The 13,534-nt window shown below is 73.9% G+C and carries 14 protein-coding genes; 10 read left to right on the top strand and 4 right to left on the bottom strand.

The features are described from left to right. Positions 1 to 36: 36 nt before the first annotated feature. Positions 37 to 681: a hypothetical protein gene (locus tag GA0074692_RS23115; RefSeq protein WP_141725390.1), complete on the bottom strand. Its 645-nt coding sequence runs from the start codon at positions 679 to 681 to the stop codon at positions 37 to 39. A gap of 285 nt (positions 682 to 966) precedes the next feature. Between GA0074692_RS23115 and ssd the strand changes: the two genes are divergently transcribed. The 7 genes from ssd (at position 967) to GA0074692_RS23080 (ending at position 6,193) form a co-directional block, all read left to right on the top strand. Next, the gene (gene ssd / locus GA0074692_RS23110; protein ID WP_091653967.1) at positions 967 to 2,067 is read left to right on the top strand and encodes a septum site-determining protein Ssd; all 1,101 of its coding nucleotides are present in this window, start codon (positions 967 to 969) and stop codon (positions 2,065 to 2,067) included. Then, entirely contained in the window at positions 2,064 to 3,314 is a 1,251-nt protein-coding gene (locus tag GA0074692_RS23105; RefSeq protein WP_091647438.1) for a TadA family conjugal transfer-associated ATPase, read from the top strand. Before ssd ends, GA0074692_RS23105 begins: the two co-directional genes overlap by 4 nt. After that, positions 3,311 to 4,333: a type II secretion system F family protein gene (locus GA0074692_RS23100; protein WP_091653965.1), complete on the top strand. Its 1,023-nt coding sequence runs from the start codon at positions 3,311 to 3,313 to the stop codon at positions 4,331 to 4,333. Before GA0074692_RS23105 ends, GA0074692_RS23100 begins: the two co-directional genes overlap by 4 nt. Positions 4,334 to 4,506: 173 nt before the next feature. Continuing rightward, the gene (locus GA0074692_RS23095; protein ID WP_245730736.1) at positions 4,507 to 5,148 is read left to right on the top strand and encodes a type II secretion system F family protein; all 642 of its coding nucleotides are present in this window, start codon (positions 4,507 to 4,509) and stop codon (positions 5,146 to 5,148) included. Between the two features lie 36 nt (positions 5,149 to 5,184). Then, entirely contained in the window at positions 5,185 to 5,340 is a 156-nt protein-coding gene (locus tag GA0074692_RS23090) for a DUF4244 domain-containing protein (RefSeq protein WP_172900371.1), read from the top strand. An 86-nt stretch (positions 5,341 to 5,426) separates the two neighbouring features. Then, positions 5,427 to 5,795: a TadE family type IV pilus minor pilin gene (locus tag GA0074692_RS23085; protein ID WP_091653962.1), complete on the top strand. Its 369-nt coding sequence runs from the start codon at positions 5,427 to 5,429 to the stop codon at positions 5,793 to 5,795. Beyond that, entirely contained in the window at positions 5,792 to 6,193 is a 402-nt protein-coding gene (locus GA0074692_RS23080) for an Rv3654c family TadE-like protein (protein WP_091647433.1), read from the top strand. Before GA0074692_RS23085 ends, GA0074692_RS23080 begins: the two co-directional genes overlap by 4 nt. A gap of 74 nt (positions 6,194 to 6,267) precedes the next feature. Here GA0074692_RS23080 and GA0074692_RS23075 read toward each other — a convergent pair whose 3' ends face one another. The 3 genes from GA0074692_RS23075 to GA0074692_RS23065 form a co-directional block, all read right to left on the bottom strand. Then, the gene (locus tag GA0074692_RS23075; RefSeq protein ID WP_091647431.1) at positions 6,268 to 6,462 is read right to left on the bottom strand and encodes a DUF397 domain-containing protein; all 195 of its coding nucleotides are present in this window, start codon (positions 6,460 to 6,462) and stop codon (positions 6,268 to 6,270) included. A 221-nt stretch (positions 6,463 to 6,683) separates the two neighbouring features. Next, positions 6,684 to 7,262 (bottom strand): LURP-one-related family protein, encoded by a 579-nt coding sequence (locus GA0074692_RS23070; protein WP_091647429.1) that lies wholly within the window; start codon positions 7,260 to 7,262, stop codon positions 6,684 to 6,686. 112 nt (positions 7,263 to 7,374) lie between these two features. Further along, positions 7,375 to 9,834, bottom strand: a complete 2,460-nt coding sequence (locus tag GA0074692_RS23065; RefSeq protein ID WP_141725389.1) for a DEAD/DEAH box helicase — start codon at positions 9,832 to 9,834, stop codon at positions 7,375 to 7,377. 141 nt (positions 9,835 to 9,975) lie between these two features. Between GA0074692_RS23065 and GA0074692_RS23060 the strand changes: the two genes are divergently transcribed. From GA0074692_RS23060 to GA0074692_RS23050, 3 genes are all read left to right on the top strand, one after another. After that, complete coding sequence (locus GA0074692_RS23060; RefSeq protein WP_091647426.1) at positions 9,976 to 10,332, top strand: STAS domain-containing protein; 357 nt, start codon at positions 9,976 to 9,978, stop codon at positions 10,330 to 10,332. Further along, on the top strand, positions 10,332 to 10,766 hold the full coding sequence (locus tag GA0074692_RS23055; RefSeq protein WP_176738729.1) for an ATP-binding protein: 435 nt from the start codon (positions 10,332 to 10,334) through the stop codon (positions 10,764 to 10,766). Before GA0074692_RS23060 ends, GA0074692_RS23055 begins: the two co-directional genes overlap by 1 nt. A gap of 386 nt (positions 10,767 to 11,152) precedes the next feature. Then, complete coding sequence (locus GA0074692_RS23050; RefSeq protein WP_091647421.1) at positions 11,153 to 13,513, top strand: sodium-translocating pyrophosphatase; 2,361 nt, start codon at positions 11,153 to 11,155, stop codon at positions 13,511 to 13,513. Positions 13,514 to 13,534 lie beyond the last annotated feature (21 nt).

Below are 13,534 nucleotides of genomic sequence, written 5' to 3'. Positions count from 1 at the left end.
GCGCCCGGACGCGGCGTGTGGTCGTCGTCCGGCGTGCTACCGGATGACGGCCCGGGCCGGCGACGCTACCGGCTGGAAGACGGCCAGCGCCCGGCCGCTGCCGTCGGTGACCACGAAGGGATACCCGACGTTGGTGTCCTCCCGGTGGGACTCACCCGGTGACAGCCGCTCGATGCGCACCCGGTAACCCCAGTGGTTCAGCCAGTACACGATCACGTGTCCGTCCCGCTGGTTGACGAACTCGACGGTGGTGTCCGCCCCACCGTTCACCGAGTGCAGGTCACGTTCCTGCTCGGCGGGGAGCGGGGTCAACTCCACGACGCCCGGCGAGGCGGACCGGGTCGGGGAGGGTTCGGGCCGGTCCCCGGTGGAGGCGCTCGGGTCGGGGGACGGGGTCGCGGCGGTCGGTGACGGGGAGGGGGACGCGGTGGCGGAGGTCTTCGCCGCGGTCCGCCCGGGTGCCGCTTTCGGCGTCGTGTCCACGAAGGTGGGCAGCGGGATCGCCGCCACCGACGGCTCGGCCGCCGGCCGGCGTACGGGCGTGACGGCGGTGTCGAGCGCCCAGACCACCGCGACGGTCAGCCCGCCGACCACGAGCGCGACCAACGTGTACGCCCACCAGGCCAGACGGGGCCGTCGTCGGCCCTCGTCCTCCGGCCCGGACCCTGCTGCACGAGTCATGGATGATGATCTCCGCTCCGGGTGCTGCCCGGATGGGGCGGCACGGATCCACGATTATCCGTAATGAATTTTTGCGCGCGTCAATAGACCCCCGTCGGGGCGGTCAGTCGCGATCACGGGCGCGGGCTGCGCGGACACCGTTCCCCATAGCAGATCGACTGCCGTGGCGGGCGTTGTCCACAGGCGCTCCGGTTGTCCACAGGTACGGCGGCTCCGTCAGCGCGTCCGGTACGCGCCGGCGCAGTCTCTCGGGAGCACCCCCGAGCCTGACTGTTGGAGGCCGCGATGCCACCCCGTACCGATGTCCGGCCGCACCGACGGCTCCCCCTGGTCGTCACTGCGGACGTCGACCTCCTCGACGACCTCCTCCGGCTCGCCGCAGCCGGCGGTACGGAGGTCGAGGTGGCCGCCGACCCGGCGGCGGCGCGGTCCCGGTGGTCGCCGGCCCCGCTGGTGCTCGTCGGTGGTGACCAGGCGCAACCCTGCCTGCGCGCCCGGCTGCCCCGGCGGGCCCGGCTCGTACTGGTGGCCCGCACCGATACGGCCGATCCCGGCTGGGAGGTCGCCGAGCTGATCGGGGCGGAACACGTCGCGACCCTGCCCGCAGCCGAACCCTGGCTCGTCGACCGGTTCGCCGAGTGCGTGCCGCAACAGACGACCGCCGACGCCCGGGTGGTCGCCGTGCTCGGCGGACGAGGTGGGGCGGGTGCCAGCGTCTTCGCCGGTGGCCTGGCGGTCACCGCCGCCCGGGCACGGCTCCGGACGCTTCTCGTCGACGCTGACCCGCTCGGTGGTGGCCTGGACCTGGTGCTCGGCTGGGAGCAGTTGGAAGGGCTGCGCTGGCCGTCGCTCACCGACGCCGACGGCCGGGTCGATCCGCCCACCCTGGTCCGGGCCCTGCCCAGCCGGGGCGACCTGGTGGTGCTCTCCGGGGACCGGGGCGACCCGTTGCCGTTGCCCGCGCCGGCGATGGCCGCCACCCTCGACGCCGCCCGCCGGGGCCGGGACATGGTCGTGGTCGACCTGCCCCGACAGCTCGACGACGCGGCCGTGCTCGCCCTACAGGCCGCCGACCGGGTGTTCCTGGTGGTCCCGGCCGAGCTGCGGGCCACCGCCGCCGCAGCTCAGGTGGTCGCCGCCGCCGGGCCGCACTGCACCGACCTGGCGGTGATCGTCCGGGGGCCTGCGCCGGGTCGGCTCAAGGCCGGCGAGGTGGCGCGGGCGCTCGGCCTGCCGCTCGCCGGCACGCTGCGGCCCGAGCCGGGCATCTCCCGGGGGCTGGAACGGGGCGAGGCGCCGGCGGCGACCGGCCGTGGCCCGCTCGCCGCCCTCTGCCAGCGCATCGTCGCCGACCTGACCGGCCTGTCCGTCGAGGGCGCCGCATGACCGACCAGTCCCGCGCCGCGCGACACCTGTCGGACCGTCCGGCCGCCGTCGTCGGCGACCTTTCTGCCCGCGTACGCCAGCGCTTCGCCGCCGAGGCCACCCCGGTCACCCCCGCCGCGGTCGTCTCCGCAGTCCGGGCCGAGCCGGCCGCCGCAGTGCTCGGTGACACGGTGGTGCTGCGGATGGCCGACCGGGTCCACGACGACCTCGTCGGTGCCGGGCCACTCGGGCCGCTCCTGGCCGATGCCCAGGTCACCGACATTCTCGTCAACGGAACCCGGGTCTGGGTCGACCGGGGCGACGGCCTGCGACAGGTGGCCGTCCCGGTCGGCACCGTGGACGACGTACGCCGGTTGGCGCAGCGCCTCGCGGCCGGTGCGGGCCGTCGGCTCGACGACGGATCCCCGTACGCGGACGCGCGGCTCGCCGACGGCACCCGGCTGCACGCCGTCCTGCCCCCGGTGGCGACCAGCGGGCCCTACCTGTCGCTGCGCACCTTCCGACAGCGTCCGTTCACCCTCGACGAACTGGTGGAGCACGGCACCGTGCCCCGGCCGGTCGCCCCGCTGCTCGCCGCCATCGTGGCGGCCCGGCTGGCGTACCTGGTCAGCGGGGGTACCGGCTCCGGCAAGACCACCCTGCTCAACACCCTGCTCGGGCTGGTTCCGGCCACCGAGCGGATCGTGTTGGTCGAGGACGCCGCCGAACTGCGCCCGGTGCACCCGCACGTCGTCGGGTTGCAGGCGCGCACCTCCAACGTGGAGGGATCGGGGGCGGTGGGCCTCGCCGACCTGGTCCGGCAGGCGCTGCGGATGCGACCGGATCGGCTGGTGGTGGGCGAGTGTCGGGGCGGCGAGGTGGTCGACCTGCTGGCCGCGCTGAACACCGGCCACGACGGCGGCGCCGGCACGCTGCACGCCAACGCCCCGTCGGACGTACCGGCCCGGCTGGAGGCGCTCGGCCTGCTCGGCGGGCTGCCCCGCGCGGCCCTGCACGCCCAGGTGGCCGCTGCCCTCCAGGTGCTGCTCCAGATGCGGCGCGGCCGCAGCGGCCGGGTGCTCGAATCGATCTCCCTGCTCCTGCCCGACGGGCCGGAGCGCCTGGTCACGGTGGTGCCCGTGTGGGTACGCGGGCGTGGTCTCGGGCTCGCCGGCCGAGCCCTCGGCGTGCTGCTCCAGCAGCGCGGCGTGCCCCTGCCACCGATCCTGTCCCACCCGTGGACCGGTGCCGAGGGGACGCCGGCGTGAGCGCGACCGCCTGGCCGGTGGTGCTGCTGGTGCTCTCGGCCGCCGCCGTCATCGGCTGGCCGGCGGGCGGGGTCCGCGCCCGGTATCGGGACCTGTTCCGATCTGGGCAGCCCACCACCCCTGACCCGACGGCGCGTCCTCGGTACGTCCGTCACGTCCCGAGGTTCCGGCTGCCCGGGCCGATCCGGGCCACCGGTCGGCGGCCGTCAGGCGGGCCACCCACCCGCCGGGACCCGTCCCGGCCGGCCGGGGGGTCCGAGGAACCAGACCTGCTCGTGCCCGGCGGCCGGGACGGCAGCCTCCGAGCCGCCGCAACCCTCCTGGCCGACCGGGGCGTGCCATCAGGCACGGCCACCGGCACCGCCGGGCAGGTCGACGACGCCGATCGCGGCAGCACCCGCCGTTGGGCGGTGTCACCGGGGCGGGGCGTCCTGCTGGGAGCCGCTGTCGGGGCGACCGGCGGTGGCCTTGTCGCCGGCCCGGTGGCCGCCGTGGTGGCCGCCGCGTACGCCGCCCTCGGCGTGCGGGCGCTGCTCCGGCGTCGGGCGACCCGGTCGGCGGACCGCCTCTGGCGGCACCGGCTGGACCAGCTCGGCGCGCTCGCCGCCGACCTGCGGGCCGGACTGCCGGCCCCGGTCGACCGGCCGGAACGTTCCGCCGCCGAGCTGGTCGGCCTCGACCGGATCGACCGGTTGACCCGGTCAGCGACCCGCCTCGCCGACCGTACGGGTGCGCCGTTGGCCGAGCTGGTGGAGCGGATCGAGGCCGACCTGCGGGCGATGGACCGGGGCCTGGCCGCCGCTGCCGCCCAGGCCGCCGGGGCCCAGGCCACCGCCTGGCTGCTTGCCGGGTTGCCGCTCGGCGGCATCGCCCTCGGGTACGGCATCGGCGTCGACCCGCTCCGGGTGCTGCTGCACACCCCGATCGGCGCTGGCTGCGTGGTTGCGGCCACCGTGCTCCAGGTCGTCGGACTGCTCTGGGCCGAGCGGCTCGGCGCCACGCCCGGGCGGGCCGTCTGATGCCCGCCCCGCTCACGGCCCTGGCCGCTGGTTCCACGGTGCTCGCCCCCGGTCCCGTGGCAACGGCCGGGTTGGTCAGCGTCGGTGCCAGCCAGCTCGTCGCCGCCGGCTGCCTGGTCGTCGCGGCACTGGTCGTCGGCAGGGCGCACCGCCGGTCCGGCCGCCTGTCGGCCCTGCTGGCACGACCGCGCGACCGGGCCACGGCGGCGACGCCACAGCGGCGACCGGACGTCATCCGGCTCACCGCCGGTCTGGCCGGGGTCGCGGTCGCCGTGGTCGTCGGCGGTTGGCTCGGGCTGGCCGGCGGGGTGGTGGCCGCCGGGGCGCTCGACCGGCTGCTCCGGCGGATCGAGCCGCCGACCGTCCGGGACCGCCGGCTCGCCGAGGTCGCCGATCTGCCGCTCGCCGCCGACCTGCTGGCTGCGGCGATGCGGGCCGGCGCACCCGTCGACCGGGCGGTGATCGCCGTGGCGGAGGCGCTCGGCGGGCCGCTCGCCGACCGGCTCGGTCGGGTCGGCCGCACCCTCCTGCTCGGCGGAACACCGGAGGAGGCGTGGATGCATCTCGCTCCGGTGGACGGGGCGGACCGACTGGTGACCGCCGCCGTCCGCTCGGCCCAGAGCGGCGCGGCACTGGCCGGGGCACTGGCCCGCCTCGCCGACGACCTCCGGACCGATCGGGCGCTCGCCGCCGAGGCGTCGGCCCGCCGGGCGGGCGTGCTGATCGTGCTGCCGTTGGGGCTCTGCTTCCTGCCGGCCTTCATACTCGCCGGCCTGGTGCCGGTGATCGTCGCCGTCCTCGGCGACGTGCTCTGACAACCGTCGAGAAAGGACCAGACCGTGCGCAAACTGATGGCCCGCCTGCGCGGGGACGCCGGGATGAACACCGCCGAGTACGCCGTCGGCACCCTCGCCGCCGTCGCCTTCGCCGGCATCCTGTTGAAGGTGCTGACCAGCGGCAACGTGCAGTCGGCACTGACCGCGGTGATCGACCGGGCACTCAAGTGACCGGGCGCCGGTGGGCCGGCCGTGGTCCGCGTGTTGCCGGGGCGGCGGTCGGTGCGCTCCTCGGGCGGCCCGGTGGCCGCGCTGAGGTGCCCGGCCGCACCCCGGACACCGCCGATCGAGGCTCCTTCACGGCTGAGCTGGCGGCCGGCCTGCCGGCGCTGATGCTCTTACTCCTGGCCGGGTTGACTGCGGTCAACGCGGTGACCACGAAGGCCACCTGTCTGGACGCGGCCCGGGAGGCGGCGCTCGCCGCCTCCCGGGGCGAGAGCGGGCGGACGGCCGGCGCCCGGGTCGCTCCGGCCGGGGCCGACATCGCAGTTCAGGTGGGCGAGGAGCGGGTGACCGTGACGGTGCGGGCCCCGGTACGGGCGCTCGGCGCGAACCTGCCCCGGGTCACCGTGGCCGCCACGGCGGTCGCCGCCGTCGAGCCGGGCACACCCGCTCCGGCGTCATGACGGTGATCCGGGAAGGGAGGCGGTCACAGGTCGGGCGAGGTGAGCAGGCGCTGGCGGGGGACCGGGGTGGGGCGAGCGTCCTGCTGCTCGCAGTGGGGCTGGTGTTTCTGCTGGTCGGGGTCTTTGGTGCAGGGGTGGGTGCCGCGCGTACGGCCCGCCAGCAGGCCCGGGTGGCGGCCGACTTCGCCGCCCTGGCCGGCGCCGGCATCAGCCTCCGGGGCGAGCAGAGCGCCTGCCGCCGGGCCGGCGAACTGGCCGCCGCGAACGGTGCCCGCTTGACCCGGTGCCAGTTGGACGGGCTGGACCTCCAGGTGACCGCGGAGGTGACCGTCGAGCCGCTGCCCGGGCTGCACCGGAAGGCCGCCGTCACCTCCCGCGCCGGCCCGGTACGCGGCTGAGCCGGGTTCGACGGTGACCCGGCTACCGTTCGGCGTCAGCGACTCTCGAGGGTGTCCAATCCGATGCTTGCTGCTCAGGCGTTGAACGTGCCGGACTTGATGCCCTGGACGAAGCCGGTCCACTGGTCGGCGGTGAAGGAGAGCACCGGCCCCTGCCGGTCCTTGCTGTCGCGGACCTGGGCGGTGGCGTCGGCGTACCGGGCCTCTACGCACGCGCCGTTGCCGCCGCTGCGGCTGCTGGTGCGCCACTGGTGGTCGAGCGCCTTCATGGCGTCTCCTTGTCGGTCGATCTTCGTGCAGCCGGCGGGGCTACGGAGACTGGTAAAAGCTCCACAACCCCGCCGCGCACCGAGGACGACTACCCACGCTTGATCAGCGAGGCCACCACCGGAACAGGCCGGACGCGGCCTTGATGATCGCTGCCCGATCCTTGGACTCTGCCCCTCCGAGGGCGATGCTGGCTATCGCTTCGGTCGGCTGCCAGGTGGCGTCAACGGCTCTGGAGGGCGTCCAAGCCGATGGCCATCGCGATGACGAGGCGGCGGTCGATCTGCGGGTGCGTCACCTCGACGGTGTAGCGGTCGCGTAGTCCCCACTTCTTGACCACCGAGAAGATCGGCTGACCGTCGGCGACGAAGTCGAAGTGGTACGGCAGCCAGGACAGCGAGTCGACGAACCGCCGGAGCAGGGCCACCGGCATGCTGCGTTCCTGGCCGGTCGTCGGCGGCAGGCCGGGCTGCTCGACGTGCCAGGTGGAGCGCAGCAGCGACTGGGCGAAGTCCTTACGGAACAGGCCGATCGGGTTGCCTACGGCGTCGGTGACGTCGTAGGTGGCCCCGACGTCGAGCCGTTGCCGGGCCTTGAAGCCGAGCAGAGGCTGCTGCTTGCTGTCGTCCGTGTAGATGGTCACCTGCTCCTTGAACGCGAGCCGCTTCTGCTGCGCGAAGGCGAGCAGGCCGCCTTCCGAGCCGTCCGGCGCGACCGCGTGGACCTCGTACTGGTTGACCATGAACCGCAGGCGTTGCCGGATGTGGAACCGCTGTTGGGCTTGGAGCTGGTCGGGCTGCATGAGGGGTTCCTTCCGTCTGATGCGGCAGACTCTCGCACATCCCCACTCCACCGGCAGAATTGATCATGAGGTTGCCGCCCCGCCACCGGGGGGAGGAGCCCCGACGGGAGCGCTATGCCCGTGATTCGTCGGGCAGGTGGGTCAGGACCACCTCGAGGACCTTCACCGCGTCCGCCTTGCCGAGCGGGTTGTTGCCGTTGCCACACTTCGGGGACTGGACGCACGACGGGCACCCGGTCTCGCAGCCGCACTCGACGATCGCGTCCCGGGTGGCGCGCAGCCACGCCGCCGCCGTCCCGTACGCCCGCTCGGCGAAGCCCGCCCCGCCGGGGTGTCCGTCGTACACGAAGACCGTGGGCGCCTCGGTGTCCGGGTGCAGCGCCGTGGAGAGCCCGCCGATGTCCCAGCGGTCACAGGTCGCCATCAGCGGCAGCAGCCCGATCGCGGCGTGCTCGGCGGCGTGCAGTCCGCCCGGCACGTCGGCCGGTTCCACCCCCGCCCCGGCCAGCGCCTCGGGCGTGACGGTGAACCAGACCGCGACCGTCCGCAGCTCCCGGGCCGGCAGGTCCAGCGGCCGGGTGTCGATCACCTCGCCGGAGGAGAGCCGCCGCCGCTGGTACGAGACCACCTGGCTGGTCACGTCGACCTCGCCCAGGAACAGCCGGACCGGGCCGGCGTCGACGGACGACCGGACCGACACCACCGACAGGGAGATGACGTCCCGGGCGTGAGTGGACCAGTCCGGCTCCTCGGCGTGCACCAGTGCGCAGCCGTCGGCCAGGTCCAGCTCGTCCACCACGTACGAGACGCCCTGGTGCAGGTAGACCGCGCCGGGGTGGACCAGGAAATGCGACGAGCCACCGTCGACCGTGCCGAGCAGGCGCCCGGTCGCCGACTCGACCACGCAGATAGGGGCGCCCCCCTCGCCGCGCAGGTCCACCTCGGGCCGCTCCCGGTGCCGCCAGTACCAGCCGGTCGGGCGCTGCCGCAGCGCCTCCGCCGCGACCAGCGCGTCCACCGCCTCCTTCGCCCCGTCCCCGAAGAGTTCCAGGTCGGCGGCGGTCAGCGGGGACTCGGCCGCCGCGCAGGCCAACTGCGGGGCCAGCACGTACGGGTTGGCCGGGTCGAGCACGGTCGCCTCGACCGGCGTACCGAACAGCGCCTCCGGGTGGTGCACCAGGTAGGTGTCGAGCGGGTCGTCCCGGGCAACCAGCACGGCGAGCGCCTCGCCGCCGGAGCGTCCCGCCCGTCCGGCCTGCTGCCAGAGCGAGGCCCGGGTGCCCGGGTATCCGCAGATCAGCACCGCGTCCAGCCCGACCAGGTCGACGCCGAGTTCCAGGGCGTTGGTCGAGGCCAGCCCGAGCAGTTCGCCGTCGAGCAGCGCCCGTTCCAGCTCACGCCGCTCCTCTCGTAGGTAGCCGGCCCGGTACGCGGCCACCCGCGCGCCGAGCCCGGGCACCGCCTCGTCGAGGGCACGGCGCGCGCTGCTCGCCACCACCTCGGCACCCCGCCGGGAGCGGACGAACGCGAGGGTGCGTACCCCCTCGACGACCGCGTCGGCGAGCAGGTCGGACGTCTCCCGCAGCGCCGACCGGCGGACCTGGGTCAGGTCCTGCGACGTGTCGTCGGCGGTGGCGGGCAGCAGCGGTGGCTCCCAGAGCGCGAAGGTCACCCCGCCGCGTGGCGAGGTGTCCTCGGTGACGGCGGCCACCGGCAGCCCGGTCAGTCGGCCGGCCGCCGTCGCCGGGTCGCCGGAGGTGGCCGAGGCCAGTACGAACGTCGGCGTCGGGCGGGCGGTGCCGGCGGTCGGCGTGGTCGGGGCGTTCACCACCGGCCCGAGGTCGGAGCGTCCCGGGCCGAGGTCGGACCGGCGGCGGGGCGCGGGTGCGGCCGAGGGACGCAGGGTGCCCCCGCACTGGCGGCGCAGCCGACGCAGCACGTGGGCGACGTGCGAGCCGAAGACACCACGGTAGGTGTGGCACTCGTCGACGATCACGTACGTCAGCCGGCGCAGGAAGCCGGACCAGTGCGCATGCCCGGGAAGGATCCCGTGGTGCAGCATGTCCGGATTGGTCAGCACGAAACGGGAGTGCCGACGGATCCACTCCCGCTCGGCGCGCGGGGTGTCCCCGTCGTAGCAGGCGGGGCGTACCCCCTCGAGTTCCAGTTCGGCGACGGCCCGGAACTGGTCGGCGGCGAGCGCCTTGGTGGGGGCGAGGTAGAGCACGGTGGCCCGGGGGTCGGCCAGCAGGGTGGCCAGCGCCGGGAGCTGGTACGCCAGGGACTTGCCGGACGCGGTGCCGGTGGCGACCACCACGTGCTGGCCGTCGTACGCCAGGTTCGCCGCCTCGGCCTGGTGCCGCCACGGCGCGACCACGCCGCGTCGCTCGAACGCCGCGCGCAGCTCCGGCGGAGCCCACGCCGGCCAGGGCACCGGTACGCCCGACCGGGGCGGCACCCGCTCGACGTGGGTCACCGGGTCGGCGGCGGTCCGGGCCCGCAGCCGCCGCAGCAGCTCGGCCGGGGAGCGCCCGGGGCCGGAGCCGGTCGACACGATGGCGGCGGAGGTCACCCTGGCACTCTCGCACCGGAAAGCGGCATTCGACCACCCGGGTCTGGGTAAGGAGATGCGCGCCGCCGGTGACCTGCTCGGTACGGCGACGGGGATGGTTAGATGCCCAGGAGAGTTTGCGGCTCTTGCGAGGGAGGACCGATGGAGCTGTCGCTGGCGACTCACGGCGAGGGCGAGCACACGGTGCTCGAGGTCGGCGGTGAGGTCGACGTCTACACCGCTCCCCGCCTGCGCGAACGGCTCATCGAGCTGATCGACGGCGGCGCCCGCAAGGTCGTGGTCGACCTGGGCCGGGTCGACTTCCTCGACTCCACCGGTCTCGGGGTGCTGGTCGGGGCGTTGAAGCGGCTCCGGTCGGTCGGCGGCACCTTCGCCCTGGTCTGCGACAAGGAGCCGCTGCTCAAGATCTTCCGGATCACCGCGCTCGACCAGGTCTTCCCGCTGCACCCGACGGTCGCCGCGGCGATCGCCGCCGACCCGTCCGCTCCGGGCGCGTGATGGCCACGGTCCGGCTCTCCTTCTCACCCGCTCCGGTCCACGTCCGTACCGCCCGCCTGGTGGGCGTGGCGGTCGCCCGACGGGCCGGGGTCCGCGAGGATCTGCTGGACGAGGTACGCCTCGCCATCGGTGAGGCGTGCACCCGGGCGGTCGCCCTGCACCGGCAGTACGACATTCCCGAGCCGGTGCTGGTGGAGATGTCCGACCGTGGGGCGTACGCGGTGCGGGTGGTCGACCGGGCGCCGATCGAGGCCGGTATCGGGCTCGCCGCGCTCCCGCCGGACGAGTTGGCCAACGAGTCGCTCACCGACGAGGCGCTCACCACGGGCGTCGGGTTCGCCCTGCTCGCCGGGTTCGTCGAGGACCTCCAGGTGCGGCCGGTCGACGAGGGCATCGGCACCGAGGTCCGGATGGTCTGGCCGGTCGGCCGCTGACGGCTTCGCGCAGAAGGCCGGTCCCGCCGGAGCGCGTTCGGTCCGGCGAAGATTCGGTCCGGCGCAGAACAGCACATCAACGAAGGTCGTGTCCCCGTCGCGGGGCGCGGCCTTCTTACTGTGAGCACCGCCTATATCAGATTTCCTCGCATACCACAGCGATGAAGATCATCCACCCGACGCGTACCCTCGGTGTGACCTCCGACACTGGTTAGGGCTACAGTACGCGGGTTGTCAGCAAGCGTCCCGCCCACCACCAGCGGCTATAGGTGATCTTCGCTGCTCGCGTGCCCGATGGTGGGTCGGCTCCGCTTGTGAGTCCGCATCCAGGCGTCGGCGGGTACGTCCCACCAGCCGACGCGAGTGTTCGGTTCAGGAGGACACAGATGTCCGGGATCTTTGCCGCCGACGGCGGCGAGCTCTCCCTTACCGGCGCCAACGTGTCGTACGTCGTCATCGCCGCGGTCATCGCGCTGGTGGCGCTCGTCTTCGCCGCCGCCTTGACCAAGGCGGTACTGGCAGCCGGTAAGGGCACCACCAACATGCAGGAGATCTCCGGGGCGGTCCAGGAGGGCGCCTCGGCCTATCTGCTCCGGCAGTTCAGGACACTCGCGGTGTTCGTGGTCATCGCCGTCGTACTGCTCTTCCTGCTGCCGGTGCACGGCACCGACGGCAGCGAGACCATGGTGAAGATCGGCCGGTCGGCCTTCTTCGTCGTGGGCGCGGGTTTCAGCGCCTTCATCGGCGGCGCCGGGATGTGGCTCGCCACCCGGGCCAACCTGCGGGTCGCCGCCGCCGCTCGGGAGCGGCAGGGCGGTCGTGAGGCGGCGATGAAGATCGCCTTCCGCACCGGCGGTGTGGTCGGCTTCCTCACCGTCGGCCTCGGCCTCTTCGGCGCGGCGCTGGTCGTCCTCATCTACCGGGGCGACGCGCCGACCGTGCTGGAGGGCTTCGGCTTCGGCGCCGCGCTGCTGGCCATGTTCATGCGGGTCGGCGGCGGCATCTTCACCAAGGCCGCCGACGTCGGCGCGGACCTGGTCGGCAAGGTCGAGCAGGGCATCCCCGAGGACGACCCGCGTAACGCGGCCACCATCGCCGACAACGTGGGCGACAACGTCGGCGACTGCGCCGGCATGGCCGCCGACCTGTTCGAGTCGTACGCGGTCACCCTGGTCGCCGCCCTGATCCTCGGCCGGGCGGCGTTCGGCGAGGAGGGCCTGGTCTTCCCGCTGATCATCTCCACCATCGGCGTGCTCATCGCGATCGTCGGCGTCTTCATCACCCGGCTGCGCGCCTCGGACCGCTCCGGCCTGACCGCGATCAACCGGGCGTTCTACCTCTCCGCGGTGATCTCGGCGGTGCTGGTGGCGATCGCCGCCTACGCGTACCTGCCGGCGAGCTTCGCCGACCTGGAGGGCGGTCTCACCGACGCGGACCAGAACCCGCGTCTGGTCGCCATCGGCGCGGTGGTCATCGGTATCGTGCTCGCCGCCGCCATCCAGGCGCTGACCGGCTACTTCACCGAGACCGACAAGCGCCCGGTGCAGGACATCGGCAAGAGCTCGCAGACCGGCCCGGCCACCGTCATCCTCGCCGGCATCAGCGTCGGCCTGGAGTCGGCGGTCTACTCGGCGCTGCTCATCGGGGCCGGTGTCTTCGGCGCCTTCCTGCTCGGCGGCAGCTCGATCACCCTCTCCCTGTTCGCGGTCGCGCTGGCCGGCACCGGCCTGCTCACCACCGTCGGCGTGATCGTGGCCATGGACACCTTCGGCCCGATCTCCGACAACGCGCAGGGTGTGGCCGAGATGTCCGGCGACATCGACGAGCACGGCGCGCGGACCCTCACCGAGCTGGACGCGGTCGGCAACACCACCAAGGCGATCACCAAGGGCATCGCCATCGCCACGGCGGTGCTCGCCGCCACCGCGCTGTTCGGTTCGTACACCGACACGCTGCGCACCGCGTACTCCGACGCCGGGGTCGGGGACGTCGGCGCGGAGATCCTGAACGCGCTCAACGTGGCCAACCCGCGCAACCTGGTCGGCCTGATCATCGGCGCGGCGGTGGTCTTCCTCTTCTCCGGCCTGGCCATCAACGCGGTCTCCCGGTCCGCCGGTGCCGTGGTGATGGAGGTCCGCCGGCAGTTCCGCGAGCTGCCCGGGATCATGGACCGCACCCAGCGTCCCGAGTACGGCAAGGTCGTCGACATCTGCACCCGGGACGCGCAGCGCGAGCTGATGACCCCCGGTCTGCTCGCCATCATGGCCCCGATCGCGGTCGGGTTCGGCCTCGGGCCGGGCGCGCTCGCGTCGTACCTGGCCGGGGCGATCGGCGCCGGCACCCTGATGGCGGTCTTCCTGTCCAACTCCGGTGGTGCCTGGGACAACGCCAAGAAGATGGTCGAGGACGGCGCGTTCGGCGGCAAGGGTTCCGAGTCGCACGCCGCGACCGTCATCGGCGACACCGTCGGCGACCCGTTCAAGGACACCGCCGGCCCGGCGATCAACCCGCTGATCAAGGTGATGAACCTGGTCTCGCTGCTGATCGCCCCGGCCGTGGTGGCCTGGAGCATCGGCGACGACCGGAACACCCCGCTGCGGGTGACCATCGCGGTCGTGGCGACGCTGGTCATCGTCGCGGCGGTGCTGGTCAGCAAGCGCAAGGGCGTGACGATGTCCGACGGCGACGGCTCGGGCGGTGCCGCCGCCGGCAGCCCGGACCAGCGGCCGGAGCCGGCTCGCGCCTGAGTCCGACGCCCACGGAGTCCC

Source organism: Micromonospora pallida, from assembly GCF_900090325.1.
Classification (GTDB): domain Bacteria; phylum Actinomycetota; class Actinomycetes; order Mycobacteriales; family Micromonosporaceae; genus Micromonospora; species Micromonospora pallida.
Note: the sequence above shows the minus strand (reverse complement) of the source record. Positions and strands in the feature narration are given on the sequence as shown.